Below are 24611 nucleotides of genomic sequence, written 5' to 3'. Positions count from 1 at the left end.
GAGGGAAGTGTCGGCTCTCTTGGGGTTTGAGCCTTCAGTGGCACGTTTCCTCCCTGCTCCCCCTGTATGGGCCGGGGGCGGGGGGATTGATACGCCGCCCGGCCGCTCTTACTCGTGCGAAGCGTGTGACAGTTGGTGTTGTTCCCTTCGGTGGCGGCGTGAGGCGAGGACCCCGCCCATGCCGGTCATGCCGGTGGTCAGGGCGAGCAGGATGCCTTCCCCTCCGGCCTTGGGGAGCACGCCTGCAGGCAGGTACGTGTACTTCAAGGATGTGTCGGGCGTTTGGGGTGCGCCGCCCAGCGTGTAGTCCACGCTGACGGTGACTGTGCCCGGCAAATGTGCGGGCGTGGTCACGGTGACGCTGCTGCCGTCGCCGCGCGTCAATCCTGATGCGGGGGTCTGGTCGAATCTGACGCCGGTGATCACCAGAGCCAGGTTGAACGACACCGGCACAGGAGCCGACTTGTTGTCTGTGCTGCCGTCGCCGAGCTGGCCATTCTCGTTGTATCCCCAGGCGTAGGCGTTGCCGTCGCTGCCCACGGCCAGCGAATGATGGTATCCGCCGCTGACCTGTGTGGCTTGCAGTCCTTTGTCCGTGTCGGTGGGGCTGGCGGGGTCGCGCACGCGCACAGGAACAGGATTCGCATAATAGCTGCTGGTGTTGTTGCCGAGCTGGCCGTAGTTGTTGCTTCCCCAGGCGTAGACGTACCCGTCGCTGCCCAGGGCCAGCGAATGAAAGTATCCGGCGCTCACCTGTGTGGCTTGTAGTCCTTTGCCTGTGTCGGTGGGGTTGGCGGGGTCGCGCACATGCACAGGAAACCTCGGACTGCTGCTGGTGTTGTTGCCGAGCTGACCATAGGTGTTGCTTCCCCAGGCGTAGACGTACCCGTCGCTGCCCAGGGCCAGCGAATGATAGCATCCGGCGCTCACCTGTGTGGCTTGTAGTCCTTTGCCTGTGTCGGTGGGGTTGGCGGGGTCGCGCACGCGCACAGGAACAGGATTCGCATAATCGCTGCTGGTGTTGTTGCCGAGCTGGCCAGTGTTGTTTTCTCCCCATGCGTAGGCGTATCCGTCGCTGCCCAGGGCCAGCGAATGATGGAATTCGCCGGCGCTGATCTGCACGTAGGTGAAGTCCGCTGGCAGGTCCGGGTACGTCTTCCGGTCGGGCGTCTTCACCCTGACCGGCGCAGCACGATGGATGCTTGTCCCGTCGCCGAGCTGGCCATAGTAGTTGGCTCCCCAGGCGTAGGCGTTGCCGTCGCTGCCCAGGGCCAGAGAAAAATCGTTCCCGGCGCTGACTTGCAGGTAGGTGAAGTCCGCTGGCAGGTCCGGGTAGGTCTTCCGGTCGGGCGTCTTCACCCTGACCGGCGTATTCTGGCTGCCGCTTGTTGTCCCGTTGCCGAGCTGGCCATTGTTGTTGTATCCCCAGGCGTAAACGTTGCCGTCGCTGCCCACGGCCAGGGAATGAGAGCTTCCGGCGCTGACCTGCAGGTAGGTGAAATCCGCTGGCAGGTCCGGGTACGTCTTCCGGTCGGGCGTCCTCACCATGACCGGCGCATGCTTGTCGCCTATCGTCCCGTCGCCGAGCTGGCCATTGTAGTTGTATCCCCAGGCGTAGGCGTTCCCGTCGCTGCCCACCGCCAAGGAAAAACTACCGTTTGCTGATCCGCTGACTTGGCTGAATCTGATGCCCCGGCTGGCGCTGTCGGGCGGGGTGATGGTGACGGGTTCCCTGCCCAGCTGGCTGCCCTTGTCGGGGCTGATGCTCCACCTGCTGTTCCTGCCTGCCGGCGTCCAGTGGGCGGCCAGGGTCAGGTCCTTGTCGAGGGGCCTGCTGAAATCGTAGGCGACCTCGCCGGTGAACCACCCGTCGAACAGGAAGCCCTCCCGCACAGGGTCGGGGGAGGGGCGCTTCGCCCTCCCGTACGGGGCGGGGACAGTCTGGTCTGCTGGTTTCGGGTTTCCGCCTCCCGTGTCGAAGCGGGCCGTGAACGCGGATTCTGGTTCCGCAGCTCGTGCCGGCGGCTGGTCGACCGTGTACGCAAGGCTCCTGGCGAACGGCTTATCGTCCTGCCTGCCCGTGATAAGGATGGCGGCCGGCCCCGGCTTGCGGGCGGGCATGACCGCCCGCCAAGCATCGTTGCTCCTGCTGAGCGTCAATGCCTGGCCGTCCAGGCTGGCTGATGCCAGGATGGGCGCGGCTGTGGTGTCGAGTCTGGCTGTGGTGTCTAGTCTGGCTGGCTTGCCGGGCCGGCCCTGTCCGTCCAGGCTCCACGCGAACATGCTGCCCTGCCTGCTGATGGCTGTGACTCTGCTGCCGGCTTTGACGGCCTGCATGTACTGCCAGCTCCCGTCGTCAGACCGCACGGGGATTTCGCCCGGCTTCCAGGCCCATACGTGACTATCTTTGTCGATGATCGTGGCCTGATCGCCGCTGCTGTTGATTCTGCCGATCTGCTCGCTGTCGGGTAGGCTGACAGCAGTGAGGCTGTTCTTGCCATCGGCCAGATAATAGGCTTGTCCATTCGAGTCCAGGAAGAGGAACCCCCGGTTGAGGGCTTGGGCCTGGATAATGCGCATATTCGGTTCCTGCCTAATGCGTTCAGGCTTGACTTTTACAGTGTTGCTCGCATCCCAGGTCCAGGCCTGCCCGTCCGCACCCACGATGAGGACACGGCTGTCTGAGCCCACGGCGATGACGGCCTGCCTCTGCCCGGGCAGGCTGGTTGCGGTCTGCCGTATGAGTTTCGGATTCTGATTCTGGCTGTTGGTTTGGCTGTATTGGAGAGCGTGGATCTGTCCCTGCCAATCTAAGGTGAGGAGTTGCTTGTCGCTGATGCTGATGCTGGTGAACTTGGTGTTCTGGCTGGTGTCGAGGATGGTGGGCGTGGGTTGTCCGCTGGTCCAAGTGTATAGCTGCTGGTCGGATCCCAATGCGGCTTGCCATTGGTTGTCGGCTGCAACCTGCAGGTAGTGGAACCCGTCGGGAGCTTGGGCGGGGAAGGGGACCTGCATGGGTGTGTTGTCCTGCGTCCATGTGTAGATGCGGCCGTTGCCTGTCAGACCGAGAGTCTGCTCTCCTGCAGTGTGAATGCTGGCGAATTGAGGCTCCTGCCGGTTGGGTGGGCTGATGGTCAGCCTGGTGCCGGTGGCTGGCCCGTGGTCCGGGCTCAGCGTCCAGTCCGTGATCCTTGTCCATTGGGCTTTCAGGGTGGTGTCCTGCAGGATGGGGGTCTGGAAGTCGAAAGGCTGGCCGTCAAGCGTCCACCCGTCGAACCGGAAGCCGGGACGCTGAGGATTCTGTTGCGGGGGAGCGGCGAAGGTGCCGGTTTCCACGGTTGACTGAGTGGGTGTGCTGTCGTCGCCCAGGTCGAAGCGCACCATGTGCGCGGTTTGATGATCCGTCTTATCGGATGGCTTGGTTGAAGCGGATCCTGTGTTGCCTGGGCTGCTTGTCGGCGATGACGGGGTGTCCGGGTTTGGTGTGGTGGTGCTTAACGGTGAGGAAGGTGTCAGTGGTGATGGTGTGGGTAGTGGAGTATCTGTTGCGTTGCTGGGGAGAGTGCCGGGGGTTTGCTCAGCTACGCGAGGGGTCTGACGACCCCCCCCCGGTGAGTATAGGAGCGTCCGCCTGGGCGGATGCGACGCCCAGGCCTGCCAGCAGGCTGATCAGGACGGTCATCATCGCCATGATGCGACGCAGACGGGAAACCAGATGCATGAAACCAAAACCCCTTCACCAAACACCAAGCGGAACCAGCGGCCCGCTGATCAATGTCTTGTTTGTCGGAAAGCCGTGCTGTCTTTCAACGCCGAACCTGCACCGGATTGCAGGAACTATGGCGTAGGCCAGCCGTCTTCTCGGCATCCCCCGCTTTTCACCCTACCACCCGATCTGCAGACAACACACAAGCCAGTTTCAACCGCTTGGCGTCAATGACTCTGATAGTAGGGGTAGGGCGGCTGCTTACAGCAATTTTCTGGGATAGTGAGCGCGGACGGCGGCGGGGCTGACTTGGGGTCATCTGCACGTGGCGAGTCTGGCCGCGTCTGAATCTGTCTCAGGCGGGAATGAGAGTGGTTTGTCCGTGTTCCCGTCGGCAGAAGTGTGGTGGGGGGCAGGAGGGGGTGTCGGCTCTCTTGGGGATTGAGCCTTAAATGACACTTTCCTCCCTGCTCCCCCTGTTCTGGCCGGGGGCGGGGGGATTGATACGCCGCCCGGCCGTTCTTACCCGTGCGAAGCGTGTGACAGTTGGTGTTGTTCTCTCCGGTGGCGGCGTGAGGCGAGGACCCCGCCCATGCCGGTCATGCCGGTGGCCAGGGCGAGCAGGATGCCCTCCCCTCCGGCTTTGGGAAGCACGCCCAAAGGCGTGTACGTGTAGGTGAGAGACTTGTCGGTTAAAATCTGTCCTGTGCCGCCGAGTGTGTAGTCGACGCTCACTGTGACAGGTCCCGGCTCATGTGCAGGAGTCACCACGGTGACGCTGTTGCTGTTGCTGGCTTGGTTCAGGCTCGTGGCTGGGCTTGTGTCGAATCTGACTGCGCTGATTACAGGCTGGAGGTTGAACGCCACCGGCACAGGAACATTTGATTCCTTAATGGTGCCGTCACCGAGCCGGCCAGAGTCGTTTATTCCCCATGCTTTGGTGTTCCCGTCCGTGTCGATAGCCAGCGAGTGATGGTCCCCGGCGACTAGTTGCGCGACGTGCAACCAGGGGCCGGCCGTGCTTGTGGATTGCGCGGAGGTGAACACCTTAACAGGGAACGATTGATCTTTTGTGCTTTTGATGCCGAGTTGGCCATGATCGTTGTCTCCCCATGCCCAGGCGTTGCCGTCCTGATCGACTGCTAACGAATGATTTTCTCCACCGCTGACCTGTGTTGCTTTCAGTCCTTTGCTTGAGTCGTATGGGCTGCTAGGGTCGCGTACGGGCATAGGGAAAGACGAATCTTTTTTCGTGCTGTTGCCGAGCTGGCCGTTGCCATTGTATCCCCATGCGTAGGCGTTCCCGTCGCTGCCTGCGGCAAGCGAATGAGCGTACCCACCGCTGACTTGTGTGGCTTTCAGCCCTCTGCTCGTGTCAGTGGGGTTGGCGGGGTCTCGCACACGCACAGGAACGGGCGAATTCGCAGAGTCGCCACTGGTGTTGTTGCCGAGCTGGCCGTTGGCGTTGTATCCCCATGCGTATGCGTATCCGTCGCTGCCCACGGCAAGCGAATGCGAGGCTCCGGCACTGATCTGTAGGGCTTTCAGTCGTTTGATCGCATCAGTAGGGCTTTTAGGATCGCGCACTGGCACAGGGAAAGACGAATCCGTTGTGGTGTTGTTGCCGAGCTGGCCATATGGGTTGTTTCCCCAGGAGTACACGCATCCATCGCTGCCCAAGGCCAATGAATGTGAGGCTCCGGCGCTGACCTGTATGGCTTTCAGTCCTTTGCTTGCATCAGTAGGGTTGTTGGGGTCGCGCACACGCACAGGAACATACGAATATACGCTGTAGCCGCTGGTGTTGTTGCCGAGCTGGCCATAGAAGTCCCATCCCCAGGCGTACACGTATCCGTCGCTGCCCAGGGCCAAGGAATGCCATCCTCCGGCGCTGACCTGCACGTAGGTGAAATCCGGCGGCAGGTCCGGATACGTCTTGCGATCAGGCGTCTTTACTACGGCCGGCGTATGCCGTTCGGTGGTCGACCCGTCGCCAAGCTCACCATAGGTGTTGTCTCCCCAGGCGTACGCATTCCCGTCGCTGCCTACAGCTAAGGAAAAACCATAGAAATAGTTTTTTGATCCGCTGATCTGGCTGAATCGTATGCCGCGGCCGGGTGATGGGGTGATGGTGGTCTGCTGCCTGCCCAGCTGGCTGCCCTTGTCGGGGTTGATCTTCCACGTGTTGGTTGAGTCTAAGCGTGTCCATTTGGCGGTGAGGGTGAGGTTGTTGGTGACGGGTTTGCTGAAGTCGTAGGCGACGTTGTTGATGAACCATCCGTCGAATCGGTAGCCTTCGCGCGTTGGGTCGAGGGCGGGGCGCTGGACCCTGCGGTAGGGGTAGTCGACCTGCTGGGGGCCGGGTGTCGGGCTTCCCTTGTCTGTGTCGAAGGTGACTGTGTGGGTGGAGGCCGATCTCGTGTCTCTGGTCAGGGTCTGGTCGACGGTGTAGTTGAGGTTTCTGGTGAAAGTCTGGTTGTCTTGTCTGCCGGTGATGACGATGATGGCTTGTCCGGGTTTGCGGGCCGGGGTTTGCGCCTGCCAAGCATCGTTGGTTTTGTGGAGTGTCAGTGCTTGGCCGTCTATGCTGGCTGTTTCCAGGGTGGGGGCAGTGGTCGTGTCTGTTCTGTTCGCTTTGCCGGGCCGGCCTTGGGCATCCAGGCTCCACGTGTATATGTCGCCTTGCCGGTTGATTGCGATGATCCTGCTGGCGGTGCTGACGGCCTGCGTGTACTGCTGGTTCCCGTTGTCGGCGCGCATGGGCTTGCTGCCGGGCTGCCAGGCCCAGAGGCGGCCGTCCTTGCCGGTGATCATGGCCTGGTCCTTGTCGGCGGTGATCCTGCTGGCCTGTACGCCGCCCGGCAGGATCACCGGGGTCATGCCGGCCGTGCTGCCTGCTAGGTAGCGGACCTGCCCCTGTGAATCCAGGATGAGAAAGCCTTTATTAAGCGCTGCAGTCTGGATGATGCGCGTGCCCGGGTTCTGCCTGATGTGCTCTGGTTGGGTGTTGCCGGTGTTGGTCGTATCCCATGTCCATGCTTGCCCGTCCGTGTCCAAGGCAAGGATCCGACTGGCAGAGGCGACAGCGAAGACGGCCTGCGCCTGTCCGGGCAGGCGTGATGTGGCTTGCTCTTCCGGTTTTGGGTTGGGATCATTCCCGTCGGCTTGGCTGGTCTGATAGGCGTAGACCTGTCCCTGCTGGTCCACGGCCAGTAGCCGGTTCTCGTTGACGCTGATGCTGGTCAACTGGGTGTTCTGGCTGGTCTTGAGGGTGGTGGGCGTGGCTTGTTGGCTGTTCCAGGTGTAGATGTGCTGGTCGGATCCGAGAGCCGCCTGCCATCGGCTGCCGGCTACAGCCTGCAGGTAGTGGAATCCGTCGGGAGTCTGGGCGGGGGAGGAAACCTGCTTGGGCGTGCCGTCCTCCGTCCAGGTATAGATGCGGCCGTCGCCGGTAAAGCCGACAATTTGGTCTCCTGAAGTTTGGATGCTGGCGAATTGAGGTTCCTGCCTGTCGGGTGGGCTGATGGTCAGGACGGTTCCTGAGGCGGGCCCGTGGTCCGGGCTCAGCGTCCAGTTCGTGGCTTTGGTCCACTTGGCTTTCAGTGTCGTGTCCTGGAGGATGGGGGTCTGGAAGTCGAAAGGCTGGCCGTCATATGTCCACCCGTCGAACCGGAAGCCGGGACGTTGAGGATCGTGTTGCGGGGGAGTGGCAAGGGTGCCGGTTTTTACATCCTTCTGGGTGAGTTTGTTTCCATCGTCCGGTTCGAAGCGCATTGTATGCGTGGCTTGGTTATCTGTCTGTTCTGCTGATTGAGCCGGAGTGGAGTCTGTGTTGTCAGGTGTTCCCGTCGTCGATGATGGGGTGCTTGGCCTGGGGCTTAATGGTGTGGTGGCTTGTATCGGTGATGGTGTGGGAAGCGGAGTATTGGTTGCGTTACTGGGGAGAGTGCCGGGGGTTTGCTTAGTTACGCGAGGGGTTTGACGACCCCCCCCCCTGGTGAGTATGGGAGCGTCCGCCTGGGCGGACGCGACGCCCATGCCTGCCAGCAGGCTGATCAGGACGGTTATCATCGCCAACGTGCGACGCAGATTGGAAACCACATGCATAACTCGTAAACCCCTTCACCAACACCAAGCGGAGCTAATACTGCTTGCCTACGTAAGTTCTTCCTGCCGGAAAGCCGTACTGTCTTTCAACGCCAGCTCTGCATCGAATTGCAGGAACGGGGGTGTAAGCCAGTCGTCTTCTCGACATCCCCCGTTTTTCACCCTACCACCCAGCCAACAGACAACACACAAGCCAGGGCCAATCGCTCGGCGACGATAAGCGTGGCAATTGGGGAAATGCGATTGTTTACGAAATTGTGAGGTTGTAGGGAATGAATGGCGGCTGGCCTGACTGAATGCTGTGAGCTTCCTGTGTCGGCCTGTCTGTGTTTCTCTGTTCCTCTCCCTTTTTCTAAATTGGGGTGTGGATGCCTGCCCTGAACTCCAGCAGGTTGAAATGTGGTGGGGGCGCGGGAGGGGAGTGTCGGCTCTCTTGGGGTTTGAGCCTTGATTGACACTTTTCCTTCCTGCTCCCCCTGTATGGGCCGGGGGCGGGGGGATTGATACGCCGCCCGGCCGCTCTTACTCGAGTGAAGCGTGTGACAGCTGGCGTGTTTCCCTCCGGTGGCGGCGTGAGGCGAGGACGCCGCCTATGCCGGTCATGCCGGTGGCCAGGGCGAGTAGGATGCCCTCGCCCCCTGCCTGAGGAAGTACGCCTGCAGGCGCTACAGGCGTATATGTGTATTTGAGGGAGGTGTCCGGCTGTTGGGGTGCGCCACCTATCGTGTAGTCCACGCTGACCGTGACCGTGCCCGGCTGGTGCGCGGGCGTGAGCACGGTGACGCTATTGCCATCGCCGCGGGTCAGGCCTGATACGGCAGTCTGATCGAATTTGACGTCGGTGATCACCGACGGCAGAGGGAACACCACAGGCACAGGCACCTTCGAGTCGTTTCTGGTGCCGTCGCCGAGCTGACCATAGTAGTTGCCTCCGCAGGCGTAAGCGTATCCGTCCGTGCCGAGTACCAGCGAAGAGCTTCCTTCGGCGCTTATTTGCGCTGTGTTCAGCCAGGGGCCGGCTAAGCTTGTGGAATGCGCGGAGGCGAATACCCTTACAGGGATAGTCTGATTGTTTGTGGTGTTGTTACCAAGCTGGCCCTCGCTGTTGCCTCCCCATGCCCAGGTGTTGCCGCCCGTATCGATTGCCAGCGAATGCCAGGTTCCGGCACTCACCTGTTGGGCTTTCAGTCCTTTGCCCGTGTCAGTGGGGCTGGCGGGGTCGCGCACGCGTGCAGGAACAGGATTCCCGCCTCTATCGCTTGTGGTGTTGTTACCGAGCTGGCCAGAGTTGTTGAATCCCCAGGCATAGGCGTATCCGTCGCTGCCCACGGCCAGCGAATGTTCGTATCCGGCGCTGACCTGCGCGTAGGTGAAATCCGCCGGCAGGTCCGGATACGTCCTGCGGTCAGGTTCCTTTACCATGACCGGCGTAGACCGGCTGGTTTTCGTCCCGTCGCCGAGCTGGCCTAAGTTGTTGTATCCCCAGGCGTAGGCGTATCCGTCGCTGCCCAAGGCCAGCGAGCTCCAGGTTCCGGCACTCACCTGTTTGGCTTTCAGTCCTTTGCCCGTGTCAGTGGGGCTGGCGGGGTCGCGCACGCGTGCAGGAACAGTCGAAGAGCCGCCTCCGTTGCCGAGCTGGCCGAAGTTGTTGTATCCCCAGGCGTAGGCGTATCCGTCGCTGCCCAAGGCCAGCGAATACTCGCTTCCGGCGCTGACTTGTGTGGCTCTGAGTGCTCGGCTCGTGTCAGTGGGGCTGCTGGGGTCGCGCACGCGCACAGGAACAGGTGAAGAGTTTGTGCTGTTGTTGCCGAGCTGGCCGAAGTTGTTGTATCCCCAGGCGTAGGCGTATCCGTCGCTGCCCACGGCCAGCGAATGATCGGTTCCGGTGCTGACTTGCACGTAGGTGAAGTCCGCCGGCACGTCCGGATACGTCGTGAGGTCAGGCTTCTTCACCATGACCGGCGTAGACCGGCTGGTTTTCGTCCCGTCGCCGAGCTGGCCATACCTGTTGTCTCCCCAGGCATAGGCGTTCCCGTCGCTGCCCACAGCCAAGGAAAATCTAAGGTGTGCTGCGCTGATCTGGCTGAACCTGATGTTTCGCCTCGTGCTGTCAGGCGGGGTGATGGTCGTGGATTCCCTGCCCAGCTGGCTACCCTTGTCTGGGCTGATGCTCCATGTACTGTTCTTGCTTTCAGTCCACTTGGCGGTCAGGGCGAGGTCCTTGGTTACGGGCTTGCTGAAATCATAGGCGACCTCCCCGATGAACCACCCGTCGAACAGATAGCCTTCACGCGCCGGATCGGGGGAGGGACGCTTCACCCTGCCGTTCGGGGTGGAAACATGCTGGTCTCCTGGTTCGGGGCTTCCTCCATCCGCATTGAAACTGACGGTGTAGGTCGTGCCCTGCCGGTCGGCTCTGTTTAGCGGCTGGTCGACCGTGTATTTGAGGTTTCTGGTGAAGGGCCGGCTGTCCTGCCTGCCAGCGATGGTGACGGCGGCTTGTCCGGGCTTGTGGGCCGGAGCATCCGCCTGCCAGCAGTCGTTGTTTTTGCTGATCGTTAGTGCTTGGCCGTCCAAGCTGGCTGATTCCAGGGTGGGTGCCTGTGTGGTATCGAGTCTGGCCGGCTTGCCGGGATTGTCCTGCTCGTCCAGGCTCCACGTGAATACGCTGCCCTGCCTGCTGATGGCGGTGATCCTGCTGTTAGATTCGGCAGCCTGTATGTATTGCTTGTTTCCGTTGTTCGTGCGCTTGGGCGCTTCTCCGGGCTTCCAGGACCAGACATAGCCATCCTTGCTGGTGATAATGGCCTGATCGTCACTGTTGTTGATTCTGCCGATCTGCGTGCCGCCGGGTAGGCTGACGGCTGTGGGACTGGTCATGCTGTCAGCCAGATGATAGGCGTGACCGTCGGTATTCAGGAGGAGGAACCCCTTGTTGAGTGCTTGGGTTTGAACTGTGCGCATGCCCGGTTCCTGCTTGATGCGTTCAAGCTTGGCGCTTCGGGTATTGGCCCCGTCCCAGGTCCAGGCCTGCCCGTCCGCGTCAACGATGAGAGCCTGGCTGGCGGAGGCGACAGCGGTGACGGCCTGCGCCTGCCCGGGCAGGCTGAGCGTGGCCTGTTCTGTGACTTTCGGGTTCAGGTTCTGGCTGTCTTGGAAGGCGTGGACCTGTCCCTGCTGGTCCACGGCCAGCAGGAGGTTGTCGTTGATGCTGATGCTGGTGAATTGGGTGTTCCGGCTGGTGTCGAGGATGGTGGGCGTGGGCTGTTGGCTGGTCCAGGTGTATATCTTCTGGTCGGATCCCAAAGCGGCCTGCAGGCGGCTGCCGGTTGCAACCTGCTGGTAGCGGAGCCCGTCGGGGGCCTGGGCGGGGAAGGGCACCTGTTTGGGCGGGCTGTCTTGCGTCCAGGTGTAGATGCGGCCGTCGCCGGTCAGGCCGACTGCCTGCTGCCCGGCGGCATAAAGGCTGGCGAATTGGGGCTCCTGCCTGTCGGGCGGGCTGATGGTCAGCCTTGCGCCGGAGGCGGGCCCGTGGTCCGGGTTCAGCGTCCAGTCCGTTATCTTCGACCACTGGGCTTTCAGGGTGGTGTCCTGGAGAATAGGCGTCCGGAAGTCGAAAGGCAGGCCGTCAAGCATCCACCCGTCGAACCGGAAGCCATCACGCACAGGGTTCTGCTGCGGGGGAGCGGCGAGAGTCCCGGTTTTCACAGTTGACTGTGTAGGTTTGCTCCCGTCGGCCGGGTCGAAGCATACTGTGTGTGTGGCTTGATTGTCTGTCTTATTGGATGGCTTGGCCTGGGCGGCGTCTGCGCTGCCGGGTGTTCCCGTCGTCGATGACGGGGTTCCTGGCGTGGGGCTTAATGGTGTGGTTGGTTGTATCGGTGAGGGTGTGGGCAGTGGGGTGTCTGGTGCGCTGCTGGGGAGGGTGCCGGGGGTTCCGTCAGCTACGCGAGGGGTCTGACGACCCCCCCCCGGTGAGTATGGGAGCGTCCGCCTGGGCGGATGCGACGCCCAGGCCTGCCAGCAGGCTTAGCAGGACGATCGTCATCGCCAAGGTGCGACGCAGACGGGAAACCAGATGCATGAAACCAAAACCCCTTCACCAGACACCAAACGGAATCAATTCCGCTTGCCTATCAAAGTTCTGCCTGCCAGCGCCAGCCCTGCATCAAATCGCAGGAGCCGATGGCGCAAGCCAGCCGTCTTCTCGACATCCCCCGCTTTTCACCCTACCACCCAGCCCACAAACAACACACGAGCCAGGTCCAACCGCCCGGGGACAATGAATCCGACTGATCTCAAAGAAAGGAGCCAGCGTATGACCAACCAGGGATACTATCTGCCGGGACTCTACGTGTGTGAGGGGTCCCTCCCAGTTCCCCTGGACTGGGCGGGCAGTGAACCTGGCGTCTGGCGAGCCGAAGATCATTCGGACCAGGCGGTCATCCGCTGCTTCTACCGCGTGGTCTGCGCCCCCGAGCACATCCACGACGACCTGCCGCTGCTGGTCTACCTACAGGGCGGACCCGGCTCAGGTGCCCCACGGCCGTTGAACGCCACTGCCGACGGGTGGATGGCCGAGGCCATGCGCCACTTCCGCATTGTCCTGCCCGACCAGCGGGGTACGGGCCGGTCCAGCGCCATCGACGGCTCCACCATGGCCTCCCTGGGAGAGCCTCGGGCCCAGGCCGACTATCTGAAGCATTTTCTGGCGGACTCCATCATCCGGGACTTCGAGCACCTGCGTCGCACGGTCTTCGCCGGCCGCCTCTGGGTGACCCTTGGGCAGAGTTTCGGCGGCTTCCTGACCATGGCCTACCTGTCGAACTTCCCCGAAGGTATTGCTGCAGCTTTTACTACCGGGGGCGTGCCGCATATCCCTGCTGATGCCTATGAGCTCTATTCCCATACCTTCACCAAGATGGCCCAGCGGTCCCAGATCTTCTATCAGCGCTATCCAGGGGACCAAGACCGTGTGGCAGCTATTGCCGACCGGCTGGCCCAGGGCGATGTGGTTCTGCCCGGAGGCGACCCCCTGAGCGTGGAGCGGCTGCAGACCCTGGGTGCCGACCTGGGCAAGAGCGGCGGGTTCGAGCGTCTCCATTGGCTGCTGGACACAGCCTTCCTGGATGGGGACGGCAGCCTGCCCGCTTCCGGCGCCAGCAGCTCCCGGGCCACCCTCTCGCAGACCTTCCTGGAGGGGGTGCGGGCGGCCACTGCCGTCACACCGCTCTACTGGCCCTTGCAGGAGTTCATCTACGCCGATGGGGACTGCGAACCCCTGCGCTGGGCTGCGCAGCGGGTGCGCGATGCCCGTCCTGAATTCGACACTGCTGCCCGCCCGCTTAGGTTCACCGGGGAGGCGATCTTCCCCTGGATGTTCGAGCAGGAGTCGGCCCTGCGCCCCTTCGGCCGAGCGGTCAGCCTGCTCATGGAGGAGGGCTCCTGGGGCCACCTGTACGATCCCGAGCGTCTGGCCGACAATCAGGTTCCCCTGCAGGCTGCGGTCTATGCCGACGACCTCTACGTGCCCTCCGAGCTCCAGCTGGACACCCTCTCGCGCGTGGGCCATGCCCATGCCTGGGTGACCAACGAGTTCGAGCACGACGGGCTGCACGGGGACAGGGTCTTCGCCCACCTCTACCGGCTGGCCTTGGAGCGCGGCGATCTGGAGGGGCTCTTCCCGGCGCGCGGCTAGACTTGAGGGCATGAACACGGACTCATTGACTCTCGGATTCATCGGATACGGCAACATGGCCCAGGCCATGGCCCAGGGCCTGGTCGACGCAGGCGTGCTGCCCGGCGGCCGGATTGTGGCCTGTGCAGCTCACTACGACCGGCTGGTGGAGCGGACGGCCCAGCTGGGGGTGCGGCCCATGCATTCCGGCACCGAGGTGGCTGCGGCCGCCGACCTGGTGATTCTGGCCGTCAAGCCGGGGCAGGTGGCCCAGGTCTGCGAGCCCATCCGCCACGAGCTGGCTGACCCGGACCGCATGGTCCTCTCGGTGGTGGGCGGCATGACCCTTGAGGACTATGCCGACCTCCTGGAGGAGGGCACCCACCTGATCTGCGCCATCCCCAACACCCCCATTTCGGTAGGGCAGGGGATTCTGGTCACCCAGGAGGACGACACTCTGACCGACCAGCAGCGGGAGCTCTTCACCCAGGTCTTCGACCCGGTGGCCATGATCGAACGGCTGCCCCGGGAGCTGGTCTCGGTGGGCACGACCATCGCCGGATGCGCGCCCGCCTACACAGCCATGTACATGGAGGCCCTGGCCGACGCCGGGGTGGAGCACGGGCTGCCCAGGCAGGCGGCCTACCGGCTGGCGGCGCGCATGGTGCAGGGGACCGGAGCCCTCTACCTGGCCACCGGCACCAACCCCGGGGCCATGAAGGACGCGGTCTGCTCGCCGGGCGGAACCACCATCAAGGGGGTCGCCTCCCTGGAGAAGCACGGCTTCCGTGGAGCGGTCATCGAGGCCATCGATGCGGTGGAGCGCGGCGACTAGGGGGAGCCACGCCGGGGCAGTCCGGGCAATAGACTGGTGGATATGTCGTTAACCATAGGAATCGTCGGGCTGCCCAACGTCGGCAAGTCCACACTCTTCAACGCCCTCACCCGCAACAACGTTCTGGCGGAGAACTACCCCTTCGCCACCATCGAGCCCAACACCGGCATCGTGCCCCTGCCTGACGACCGGCTGCCCGTTCTGGCCAAGCTGGTCCACACGGACAAGATCGTGCCCGCCACGGTCACCTTCGTGGACATCGCCGGCATCGTCAAGGGAGCCTCGGAGGGGGAGGGGCTGGGCAACCAGTTCCTGGCCAACATCCGCGAGGCCGACGCCATCTGCGAGGTGGTCCGCGCCTTCAATGACGACGACATCGTCCACGTCAACGGCAAGGTGGATCCGGCCGACGACATCGATACCATCAACACCGAGCTGATCCTGGCCGACATGCAGACCATCGACAAGGCCCTGCCCAAGCTGGAGAAGGACCAGCGTGGCGGCAAGATCAAGCCCGCCTATCTGGACACCGTCCGCAAGGCCAAGGAGATTCTGGGCCAGGGGCGGACCATCGACCAGGCGGCCCAGGCCGGGGACATCGACAAGGACGAGCTCTACGACCTGCATCTGATGACCGCCAAGCCCTTCATCTACGTCTTCAACGTGGACGACGACGAGCTGCAGAACGAGGACTTGAAGAAGCAGCTGGCCGACTCCGTGGCTCCCGCGCCCGCCATCTTCCTCAACGCCCAGTTCGAGTCCGAGCTGACCGAGCTGGACGAGGCCGATGCCCGCGAGATGCTGACCGATGCCGGGCTCAAGGAGTCCGGCCTGGACCAGCTGGCCCGGGTGGGCTTCGACATCCTCGGCCTGCAGACCTTCCTGACCGCCGGGGTCAAGGAGGTGCGCGCCTGGCAGATCCACAAGGGTTGGACCGCCCCCCAGGCCGCCGGGGTCATCCACACCGACTTCGAGAAGGGCTTCATCAAGGCCGAGGTGGTCTCCTACGACGACTTCGTGGCCGCCGACGGGTCCTACGCCAAGGTGCGCGAGGAGGGCAAGATGCGCCTTGAGGGCAAGGACTACGTCATGCAGGACGGCGACATCGTGGAGTTCAAGACCGGCATTCCCTCCGGCTCCAAGAAGTGAGCGCCCGTCCCGGGTTCGCCATTCGCCGGGGTCATGGGCTGCCGCTGATCTTCGTGCACGGGTCCGGCGTGGACCACCACATTTTCGACGACCTGGACCCCGTATTCGAGCGGGTGGGGGGTTTCGAACGGATCTATCTGGACCAGCCCGGCTTCGGCCGCACGCCGCCCGACCCGTCCATTCTCGACCTGGACGGCCTGGCCCGGTGGCTGGATGACCAGGTGGACATTTTCAGCGGTGGTGGCCCCTTCGCTCTGGTGGGCAACTCCCTGGGCGGGCTGCTCAGCCGCCACGCCGCGGCCGGTCGACTGGACCGCTGCCGGGGGATGGCCCTGCTCTCTTCGGTGGTCGATCCGGTGACCGCCCACAGACGCCTGCCCCCGCGTCAGGTGCTGGTCCGGGACGACCAGGGCCTGGCCGAGGTGGACGAGTTCACCAGACATGCCTACCGGCAGATGGCCGTGGTGGAGTCCCGGAAGCACCTGGAGGCCTACCAGCGCACCATCATGCCCGGCATTCGTTCAGCCGACGCCGATACGGCGGCTCGGATGGAGGGGCACTACCAGCTGGATATGGACTTCGACCAGGTCTGGTCCGGATTCATAGCCCCTGTGCTCTTCGTCTGCGGCCGCCAGGACGACCGGGTGGGCTACCTGGACCAGTTCGACCTGGCCTGCCGCTTTCCCCGGGCCTCCTACTCGGTACTGGACCGGGCCGGCCACAATGTGCAGATCGAGCAGACCGCCCTGGTTTGCGACCTGTTGGAGGATTGGGCCAGGCAGGTGCTGAACGGCTGAGTCTCTCCCGGTTTCGTCTGTCACTACAATGAACTGTGCAACAGGTTCGTTCAACGGCGACGAAGGGGAAGGACATGGCTGTCTGGGGATTGGATAGCAAACGCCTTAAGCGGCGTGCGCTTGCCATGCTCCGTTGGCTGCTGGACCCTGTCCGCCGCACGCCTGTAGTAGTGACAAGCGCCCTGTTGACGCTGTTGCTGACGGTCCTGATCGTCAACCTGATCCAGCCAGTGGATGCGGCTCATGCGGAACGATCAGCAGGTGCGAGCGCTTCCAGCACAGCCACTGTTTCGGCGAGACAATTTCCCAAGGCGCATCATTCGAGCAAATCCAAGTCCTCCTCTCCAGCGACGAAGGAGCAGAAAAAGCAACAGACAAAGGCTAAGAAGGTAGGCTCTGATGGCTCCTCCACTCAGCCCATCGATTGGCTCAAGCCTTCGCAGCAGGTCGATTACCCGGATCCAGCGGCCCACCCCGGCCTCTCCCTGGAGGTCAGCCTTCAGGACCAGCGGGTCTATGTGCGCGACGGGTCTCAACTGCTCTACACCATGTACGCCTCGACGGGCATGGATGATTCCACGCCCAGGGGCAGCTTCCGCATCCAGTCTGAGCGCGGCGACCACTTCTACAACCCCGGCGAGGGGATGGGCGCCCGCTACTACACCAGCTTTCTGAACCACGGGGTCTTCCTCTTCCACTCGGTCCCCACTGATTCCAAGGGCGGCTACATCAAGGAGGAGGCCGATATGCTGGGCATCCGCCCTGGCTCCCACGGCTGCATCCGACTGACGGTGCCCGACGCTCGGTGGATCATGCAGTCTGTGCCCACCGGCACGCCCGTACTGGTCAAGTGAATTCCTCTCGTAAACCGGGATAGCCGCGTCCAAAATGTGGCCATTCACCTGCGTGCCCGCCTTGGGTTTCCTATCTTTGCCCCTACCACAGAGAGAACTATCGAGAGGAAGTGGTCAGGAATCATGCAAAAGGTGCAGCGGTTCAGTGACTGGTTGACTAAGTGGTTCATCCTGGTGGTCCTGGCTTGGGCCGCCATCAACTTCTTTGTCCCGCAGATTAGCATTTGGGCCCGCAGCTACACCAACTACTTCCTGAGCATCATTCTCTTCGGCATGGGGCTGACCCTGAGCCTGGACGATTTCAAGCGAATCCTCAAGATGCCGCTCATGGTCATCGTGGGCACCATAGCTCATTACCTGATCATGCCCCTGCTGGCCGTGCTCCTCTGCCGCATCTTCCGCCTGGACGGCATGATCGCCGTGGGAGTCATCCTGGTGGGCTGCTGCCCCTCGGGAACATCCTCCAACGTCATGTCCTACCTGTCGCGCGGCGATGTGGCCCTGGATGTGTCCATAGGCCTGCTTTCCACCCTGTGCGCGCCCCTGATGATCCCCATGCTGATGAACCTGCTGGCCAGCCAGTATGTGGACATCCCCACCAAGCAGCTCTTCCTGACGGCCCTTGAGGTGGTGCTGATCCCCATAGCCCTGGGCCTGGCCGTCCACGCCATATTCAAGGAGAAGGTGCAGAAGGTGACCGTGGCCCTGCCGGCAGTCTCGCAGATCGCCATCCTGATCATCATCGGCGTGGTGGTCTCCGTCAACCATGCCAAGCTCTTCACCGCCGCCACCGCCCTGGTCCTGCCGGTGGTCATGCTTCACAACCTGTGCGGGTACGGGCTGGGCTTCCTCTTCAGCCGGCTCATGTACCGCCTCTACCCCAAGGGGTTCCGCTACGCCCAGCAGAAGGCCATCACCTTCGAGGTGGGCATGCAGGATTCCGGACTGGGCGCGACCCTGGCCCTGCAGGCCTTCGCCGCCGACCCGATCGTGGCCATACCCTCCACCTTCTTCAGCGTCTGGCACAACATCTCCGGCTCGGTGCTGTCCGCCTGGTGGCGTCGGCATGACGACCGATTGGGGATTGCCGCCGACTCCGCCCAGGGTCGTCCGGAACCGGTTCGCGTCTAGGTTCCGCAGCTCCTTGATTGCTGGCTGGATCTGCTACAGGCCCGGTCCGGCCAGCAGGAAGCCCAGGGCCGTCAGCAGGGGCGGCAGGAGCATTGAGGCTGCCAGATAGCCCAGGGCTGCCAGATGCCGTCTCTGCCAGGCCAGGGCCAGCACCTCGTTGACCGCTGTCGAGAAGGTGGAGAAGCCGCCCAGCAGTCCTGTGGCCAGCAGCAGCCGTCCCCAGGCGGGCAGTCCGTGGAAGGCGGCCAGGGCGGCCACCAGTCCTGCAGCCAATCCGGCCAGCAGGTTGATGATCATGGTCGACAGGGGCAGGTCCACTTGCCAGCGGGCCTTGACCAGGGTGTCCAGCAGGTAGCGCAGTCCGGCCCCCAGGCCGCCGCACAGGCAGATCAGCAATGTCAATGCAATGGTCATCGCACACCCGCCTGGATATGTGCGGCCAGACGTGCTCCCAGCGCGGCCATGGCCCAGGAAACCATCAGGCCTCCGGCAAAGGAGACCAGCAGGTAGGCAAGGGTTGCCCGGACTTGGCCGCCCGACAGGCCTTGGATCAGTTCCAGCGAGAGCGTGGACATGGTCGACAGCCCTCCGCATAGGCCCATACCCAGGCCCTTGTTGGTCAGCTGCCTTCGGCGCGCATGCCTGCTTTTGGGCAGCCCGGCCAGGAAAGCGGTCAGCAGGGCGTAGCCTGCACAGGCGATCAGGTTGGACAGGAGGGTTCCCGGATGCAGGGGGCCGCTCTGGCCCGGCAGCAGGCTCAGGGCGTACCGGCAGCCTGTGCCCAGGGCTCCGCCCAGCATCACCACCAGGGCTGTGGCCATATCAGGTCCGGTAGGGGGTTTGGCCATTGGAGGCTCGGTTCCCGACGGATCAGCGTCCGCAGGGTCGGGCTGAATGGCATGCGCCTGCACCCGGCCCACAGACGGGTCGTCGAATCATGGTGCAGGAACTATCAGCAGTTTGCGGTTCGGGGCTCAAGCCCCGGGCGGGTTCCATCGCCCGAGGCTCATTCTAGGAGCCCAAGGGGACCGCAGCCGTCGCAGCTGCGACGGCTGTTCACTCGGTGCGGTTCTCCGGGTCCAGGGTCAGCCGGTCGTCGTCGGCATCGTAGTCGAAGAGCTCGCCGTAGCGGCCCCAGGTGATGGCGGTGTCGAACTGCTGGACGGCCTCCTTGTCCGAGTGGTGGGCCCTCAGCAGATCCAGGATCAGGGAGCCGTGCAGGCTCTTGTCGTCGCTGTTCTTCAGGGCCCGGTCGATGATGCGGATCAGCGGAACATGATCCATCAGCATCCGTGAGAACATCTCCTTGCTCTCCAGAATGTCCGCGTCGTGCCAGGCACGACCCTGGTCGGTCAGCCTGACGTGCCCGTTGTCCGCCTGGAAGATGCCCAGCATGAGCCCGGCGTCTATCAGGGGGAAGAGGTCGTCCACCTCGAAGGAGAGCTTGGCCGCCAGGTCGGCCAGGTCCATGCCGTTGGGCTGGTTGACCATGACATCGGCCAGACCGGCCAGGCCGCCTGGGGTGGCGTCGGGCAGGTTGCGCTCGGCGGTGTCCTCGTCCCGCACCGAGTCCCGCACGGCCTGACGGTTGCGCACCTTGGTCTGCAGACGGCGGCGGATGTCCTCGCTGTCGCGCTGGCCGGTCAGGATGGAGTAGAGGTAGTCCACGCAGGACTGGAAGAGGTCGGACTGCTTGTCCCGAGGCCTGTCCAGGTTGATGGGCACGTCGGCGATGACCCGGCCGGGATGCGAGTCCAGGACCAGGACCCGGTCGGCCATCTCCACGGCCTCCTCGATGTTGTGGGTGACGATCAGGACCGACTTGACGCTGCCTGCCTCCTCGGACCAGACCTTGAGGACCTCCTGGCGAAGATTCTCGGCGGTCAGCACGTCCAGGGCCGAGAAGGGCTCGTCCATGAAGAGGGCGTCCGGCTTGAGGACCAGGGCCCGGGCGATGCCCACGCGCTGGCGCATGCCGCCGGAGAGCTCCTTGGGGTAGGCGCTTTCGAAGCCGTCCAGGCCGATGGCGTCGATGGCGGCCAGGGAGAGTTTCTCGCGCTCCTTCTTGGGCACGCCACGGGCCTGCAGGCCCAGCTCCACGTTGTCCTTGACGGTCAGCCAGGGCATCAGGGCGAAGCTCTGGAAGACCAGGGCCACGCCGGGGTTGGGCCCGTCCAGCTGCTTGCCCCGGTATTCGACGCTGCCCTTGCTGGCTGGGACCAGGCCGGCCAGGATGCGCAGCAGGGTGGACTTGCCGGCGCCTGAGCGGCCCAGGATGGCCACCACCTCGCCCTCGTGCAGGGTGAAGTCGATGCTGTCCAGGACGGTCAGCTCCGCGCCCTTGTCGGACTGGTAGGTCTTGGTCACGTGCTCGGCCGTGATGATCCCGTTGGAATTGATCTTGGTCATTGTCGAACCTCTCAGACTTCTCATGTCAGGGAATAGCGCCGTTGTGCCAGTGATTGCAGGGGAGACCAGAAGAACCGGTCGGCCAGGACCACGAAGATACTCATGACGGCCACCCCCAGGATGATGCGGGGGGTGTCGCCGGTGGCGGTCACCTGGGCGATGTAGGCACCCAGGCCCCGGGCCGTCAGCTCGGTCTTGCCGTAGGAGACCACCTCGGAGACGATGGAGGCGTTCCAGGCCCCGCCGGCCGCTGTGATGCCGCCGGTGCACCAGGAGCCGAACAGGGCCGGCAGGATCAGGGTCTTCCATCGCTGCCAGCGGTTCTGGCCCAGGCTGCGCGACATCTCCAGCAGGTCGTCGGGGATGGCCGAGGCCCCGGCGATGACGTTGAAGAGGATGTACCACTGGGTGCCCAGGGCCATGAGCAGGATGCTGCCCCAGTTGATGTCGATCCGCCAGATGATGAAGACCATGGTGACGAAGGGGAAGATGAAGTTGGCCGGGAAGGAGGCCAGGATCTGCACCAGGGGCTGCAGGTAGCGGGAGATGCGCGGATTCATGCCGATCAGGGCGCCGATGGGCACCCAGACGATGGTGCAGACCACCATCAGGATCAGCACCCGCAGGAAGGTAAGCAGGCCCAGCTGGAAGACGTGGCCGACCTCGCCCAGGCCCAGCGGGCGGATGACCAGGCGGTCCAGCTGCCAGAGACCCCACAGGCCGATCAGGGCCAGGCAGGCCCACCAGACCAGGTCGCTTGGCCGCCTGCGTCCGCCGCCACGGCTCCAGCGCGCCCCGGTGCGGCCCAGGGGGCGGGTGATCCGGTCCAGCAGGTCGGCCAGGGGATGGCCCACCAGGCCCAAGAGGTCCTTGACCCCGGACAGGCGGATGATCGTGAGCACCAGGCTGCGCCGGGGCTCGGTGGACTGGCTGCTGGTGTAGCGGAACTTCTCGGCCCAGGCGGTCAGCGGCTTCCAGAGCAGGAAGTCAATCAGCAGCACCACCACGATCATGGTCAGGATGGCCAGGCCCACCTTGCCCAGGTCCTGCTCGGCGGTGGCCTCCTCCACGAAGGAACCGATACCGGGCAGGGCCAGGGTCCTGTTGTTGACCGAGATCATCTCGGAGGCGGTCAGGAAGAACCAGCCGCCGCCCATGCTCATCATGCAGTTCCAGAGCAGGGGGATCATGGAGTTGGGCACGTCCAGCTTCCAGAAGCGCTGCCAGCGGGTCAGGCGCATCAGCCTCACCGCCTCGTCCAGGTCGGAGGGCTCGCTGGTCAGGGAGTTATAGAAGGAGAAGGCCATGTTCCAGGCCTGGCTGGTGAAGATGGCGAAGATGGAGGCCGCCTCCACGCCCATGATGGACCCGGGGAAGAGGACCAGCCAGATGGAGATGGTGGCCGACAGAAAGCCCAGGACGGGCACCGACTGCAGGATGTCCAGCAGGGGGATGAGCACAGCGCCCAGGCGGCGGGAGCGCGCGGCGGCCAGCCCGTAGAGGAAGGCGAAGACCAGGGAGATGATCAGGGCCGTGAACATGCGGAAGAGGGAGCGAAGCGCGTAGTAGGGCAGGTTGGCCGGGTCGGTGGAGACGTGCGAGGGTACCCCGGCGGGGCCGATGGGCGCGCCCAGGGCCGGCAGCAGATAGGCCAGGGCCCCCAGCAGGACCAGAGCGCCAATGGCTACGGCCAGACCCGTCCATATGCGGGTGGAGCGCGATGCCTGGCTGCGGTCGTCGTTCAGTGGCGAACGGAGCATTCCTGGCAGTGCGACAGTATTCACGATGGCCTCCCTCCAAGGTGCGGAACATCCCTGTCGGCAGCCTCGAAGACGGCGTGGCGATCGGCCATGAGCCGACCATTGTCATCGTTCAAGCTTCGGCTTCGCATGGTATTTGGCCCTGCATTAGTCCCTGCCTTGATCCGACGGGGACTGTTGACCTGCGCGGGGTGTCTCCACCACTTTGCGGCAGCATGCCTTGTCCATGCGGTAGCTTCACCTACCGACCACCCAATAACATAGATGGGCCTCAGAGCAGTGTCAAGCATTTGCCAAACCGGTGTTGCCGTCCTTGCCAGGACTGACAATGACAAGGGTCTGCACGCAGTCGGTGCAGGCGCGAAATGGAATGTAAGGAGCGAATCCCTATGAAGATCGTGGCAGTCACGGCCAACCCCGAACCCAAGAGCCTGACCGATGCGGCGGGCAATGCCCTGCTGGACGGGGCGGCCGAGGGCGGGGCTCGCACCGAGTTGATCGACCTTTGCGCCGAGGGATTCAATCCCGTCTTCGGCATGGAGGACAGGACCCACTACCTGGGCCAGGGACCCATGCCCGAGGATGCCCAGGCCATGCAGGAGCGCATCAAGGATGCGGACGTGCTGGCCCTGGTCTTCCCCGTCTACTGGTACAGCATGCCGGCCATCATGAAGGGCTTCATCGACCGGGTCATCTGCCGGGGCTTCGCCTACCACGCTGATGGCACCCCGGGGGCCCTGGCCGGGCGCCGGGTGGAGCTGGTCATGCTGACCGGCGGAGACAAGGAATGGTACCAGTCCAGCGGCATCGGCGAGGCCCTGGACAACCAGCTGCGCAGGCAGACCCTCCTCAAGTACTGCCAGGTCGCTCAGGTGGAGACCATCTATGTGGACAATCTGGACTCGGGCAACGATGACCAGCAGGCGCGAGAGGCCGCCGACCGGCACCTGGTGGCCCTGGCCTTGAAGGGTCGTCAGCTGGCCGCAGGGAACGAGCCCGGAGCTGGCCAGGACGCTCAGTGACGCTCAGCATCGGATTCGTCTTCGATGACACCCTGGACGTCTTTGACGGAGTCCAGCAGCACATTCTGACCCTGGGACGGGAGCTGGGCAGGCGGGGCCACAGGGTCCAGTATCTGGTCGGGCAGACCGCCCATCCGCCGGTTGACGGTGTCCACTCCCTGTCCCGTAACGTCATGGTCTCCTTCAACGGCAACAGGATGCGCATACCGCTGCCTGCGCCCAAGGCGCCCATCCGCCGGGTCCTGGAGGCCGGGCACTTCGACCTGCTGCACGTCCAGGCCCCCTACAGCCCTTTTTTGGCAGGCCGGGTCATCCGCGCCGCGAACCCTTCAACGGCCCTGGTGGCCACCTATCACATCGCCCCCACGGGAAACCTGCAGTTGCTGGGCGGTCGGCTGCTGGGGATGATCAACCGCAGGACCCATAGGCGCATCGGCAGGGTCATCGCGGTCTCGCCTGTGGCGGCCAACTATGCCCGGCAGACAGCCGGCGTGCCCAGCAGGGTGGTGGCCAACCCCGTGGACGTGGCTGCCCTGCGCCGGGCCCGTCAGGCTGCTGGCGACCAGGAGGTGGCGCGCCTGCACGGCCAGGGGCCGCATCTGGTCTTTCTGGGGCGGTTCGTGGCCCGCAAGGGGGCGGGGATCCTGCTTTCGGCCCTCCAGGCGGGGGAGCAGGCCGGCATCCTGCCCGAGGGCCTGCATGTGACCATGGCCGGCAAGGGCCCGCTGCTGGAGGACTGCCGTCGGAAGGCCGCCGCCCTGCGCACCCCGGTGGCCTTCCCCGGCTTTGTGGACGAGAAGGACAAGCCCGCCCTGCTGGCCTCATCCGATCTGACCGTCTTTCCCTCCACCGGGGGCGAGTCCTTCGGCATCGTCCTGCTGGAGGCCATCGCCTCGGGCACGGCTCCGGTGCTGGCCGGGGACAATCCCGGCTACCGGTCCACACTGATGGGCGACGAGCGGGCTCTGGTGCCCGTCGACTCGCCCAACACACCCGACCTGCTGGCCCGGCGAATCGCCCAGGCCTTGGGGGACCCCTCCTGGAGGCGGAACGTGCGCCATGACCAGCTGGCGCTCTTGGATCGCTACGACGTGACCACGGTGGCCGATCAGGTGGAGGAGGTCTACAGGCAGGCCATCCAGGACCGCCGTCTCATGTAGGCTA

At 63.8% G+C, this 24611-nt stretch carries 17 protein-coding genes and 2 riboswitches; of the genes, 8 read left to right on the top strand and 9 right to left on the bottom strand.

Annotated features, from left to right (window positions below; genetic code table 11):
• Window positions 1–108 precede the first annotated feature (108 nt).
• The 5 genes from ACUIAG_RS03235 to ACUIAG_RS03215 form a co-directional block, all read right to left on the bottom strand.
• Complete coding sequence (locus ACUIAG_RS03235; RefSeq protein WP_445340153.1) at window positions 109–3384, bottom strand: RCC1 domain-containing protein; 3276 nt, start codon at window positions 3382–3384, stop codon at window positions 109–111.
• Between the two features lie 193 nt (window positions 3385–3577).
• Entirely contained in the window at window positions 3578–3721 is a 144-nt protein-coding gene (locus tag ACUIAG_RS03230; protein ID WP_445340152.1) for a hypothetical protein, read from the bottom strand.
• A gap of 507 nt (window positions 3722–4228) precedes the next feature.
• A complete protein-coding gene (locus ACUIAG_RS03225; RefSeq protein WP_445340151.1) occupies window positions 4229–7480 on the bottom strand; it encodes an RCC1 domain-containing protein in 3252 nt (1083 codons plus the stop codon).
• A gap of 855 nt (window positions 7481–8335) precedes the next feature.
• Window positions 8336–11521 (bottom strand): RCC1 domain-containing protein, encoded by a 3186-nt coding sequence (locus ACUIAG_RS03220; protein ID WP_445340150.1) that lies wholly within the window; start codon window positions 11519–11521, stop codon window positions 8336–8338.
• A 232-nt stretch (window positions 11522–11753) separates the two neighbouring features.
• Entirely contained in the window at window positions 11754–11897 is a 144-nt protein-coding gene (locus tag ACUIAG_RS03215; RefSeq protein WP_445340149.1) for a hypothetical protein, read from the bottom strand.
• A 234-nt stretch (window positions 11898–12131) separates the two neighbouring features.
• Here ACUIAG_RS03215 and ACUIAG_RS03210 point away from each other — a divergent pair, with 234 nt between their 5' ends.
• From ACUIAG_RS03210 to ACUIAG_RS03185, 6 genes are all read left to right on the top strand, one after another.
• Entirely contained in the window at window positions 12132–13511 is a 1380-nt protein-coding gene (locus tag ACUIAG_RS03210; protein ID WP_445340148.1) for an alpha/beta fold hydrolase, read from the top strand.
• Between the two features lie 10 nt (window positions 13512–13521).
• Window positions 13522–14325, top strand: coding sequence for a pyrroline-5-carboxylate reductase (proC, locus tag ACUIAG_RS03205; RefSeq protein ID WP_445340147.1), 804 nt, complete (start codon window positions 13522–13524; stop codon window positions 14323–14325).
• Between the two features lie 42 nt (window positions 14326–14367).
• The gene (ychF, locus tag ACUIAG_RS03200; protein WP_045924585.1) at window positions 14368–15474 is read left to right on the top strand and encodes a redox-regulated ATPase YchF; all 1107 of its coding nucleotides are present in this window, start codon (window positions 14368–14370) and stop codon (window positions 15472–15474) included.
• Window positions 15471–16271, top strand: coding sequence for an alpha/beta fold hydrolase (locus ACUIAG_RS03195; RefSeq protein WP_445340146.1), 801 nt, complete (start codon window positions 15471–15473; stop codon window positions 16269–16271). Before ychF ends, ACUIAG_RS03195 begins: the two co-directional genes overlap by 4 nt.
• A 74-nt stretch (window positions 16272–16345) precedes the next feature.
• Window positions 16346–17125: a L,D-transpeptidase gene (locus ACUIAG_RS03190; protein ID WP_445340145.1), complete on the top strand. Its 780-nt coding sequence runs from the start codon at window positions 16346–16348 to the stop codon at window positions 17123–17125.
• Window positions 17126–17248: 123 nt separating this feature from the next.
• Window positions 17249–18256, top strand: coding sequence for a bile acid:sodium symporter family protein (locus ACUIAG_RS03185; protein ID WP_445340144.1), 1008 nt, complete (start codon window positions 17249–17251; stop codon window positions 18254–18256).
• A 33-nt stretch (window positions 18257–18289) separates the two neighbouring features.
• Here ACUIAG_RS03185 and ACUIAG_RS03180 read toward each other — a convergent pair whose 3' ends face one another.
• The 4 genes from ACUIAG_RS03180 to ACUIAG_RS03165 all read right to left on the bottom strand — a co-directional run bounded on the left by ACUIAG_RS03180 (window position 18290) and on the right by ACUIAG_RS03165 (window position 22425).
• Complete coding sequence (locus ACUIAG_RS03180; RefSeq protein ID WP_445340143.1) at window positions 18290–18670, bottom strand: fluoride efflux transporter FluC; 381 nt, start codon at window positions 18668–18670, stop codon at window positions 18290–18292.
• Entirely contained in the window at window positions 18667–19104 is a 438-nt protein-coding gene (locus tag ACUIAG_RS03175) for a FluC/FEX family fluoride channel (protein WP_445340142.1), read from the bottom strand. Before ACUIAG_RS03175 ends, ACUIAG_RS03180 begins: the two co-directional genes overlap by 4 nt.
• An 88-nt stretch (window positions 19105–19192) precedes the next feature.
• Window positions 19193–19265, bottom strand: a riboswitch (Fluoride riboswitch).
• 47 nt (window positions 19266–19312) lie between these two features.
• Complete coding sequence (locus tag ACUIAG_RS03170) at window positions 19313–20665, bottom strand: ABC transporter ATP-binding protein (RefSeq protein ID WP_445340141.1); 1353 nt, start codon at window positions 20663–20665, stop codon at window positions 19313–19315.
• 20 nt (window positions 20666–20685) lie between these two features.
• Complete coding sequence (locus tag ACUIAG_RS03165) at window positions 20686–22425, bottom strand: ABC transporter permease (RefSeq protein WP_445340357.1); 1740 nt, start codon at window positions 22423–22425, stop codon at window positions 20686–20688.
• Window positions 22426–22522: 97 nt separating this feature from the next.
• A riboswitch (M-box (ykoK) riboswitch) is annotated at window positions 22523–22681 on the bottom strand.
• 133 nt (window positions 22682–22814) lie between these two features.
• Between ACUIAG_RS03165 and ACUIAG_RS03160 the strand changes: the two genes are divergently transcribed.
• Together ACUIAG_RS03160 and ACUIAG_RS03155 are read left to right on the top strand one after the other, a co-directional pair.
• On the top strand, window positions 22815–23447 hold the full coding sequence (locus ACUIAG_RS03160) for an NAD(P)H-dependent oxidoreductase (RefSeq protein ID WP_445340140.1): 633 nt from the start codon (window positions 22815–22817) through the stop codon (window positions 23445–23447).
• On the top strand, window positions 23444–24607 hold the full coding sequence (locus ACUIAG_RS03155; RefSeq protein ID WP_445340139.1) for a glycosyltransferase family 4 protein: 1164 nt from the start codon (window positions 23444–23446) through the stop codon (window positions 24605–24607). Before ACUIAG_RS03160 ends, ACUIAG_RS03155 begins: the two co-directional genes overlap by 4 nt.
• Window positions 24608–24611: the final 4 nt, after the last annotated feature.

The organism is Bifidobacterium sp. ESL0825 (assembly GCF_052606465.1).
The sequence above is the reverse complement of the archived record's forward strand: the minus strand, read 5'-3'. Positions and strand labels throughout refer to the sequence as shown.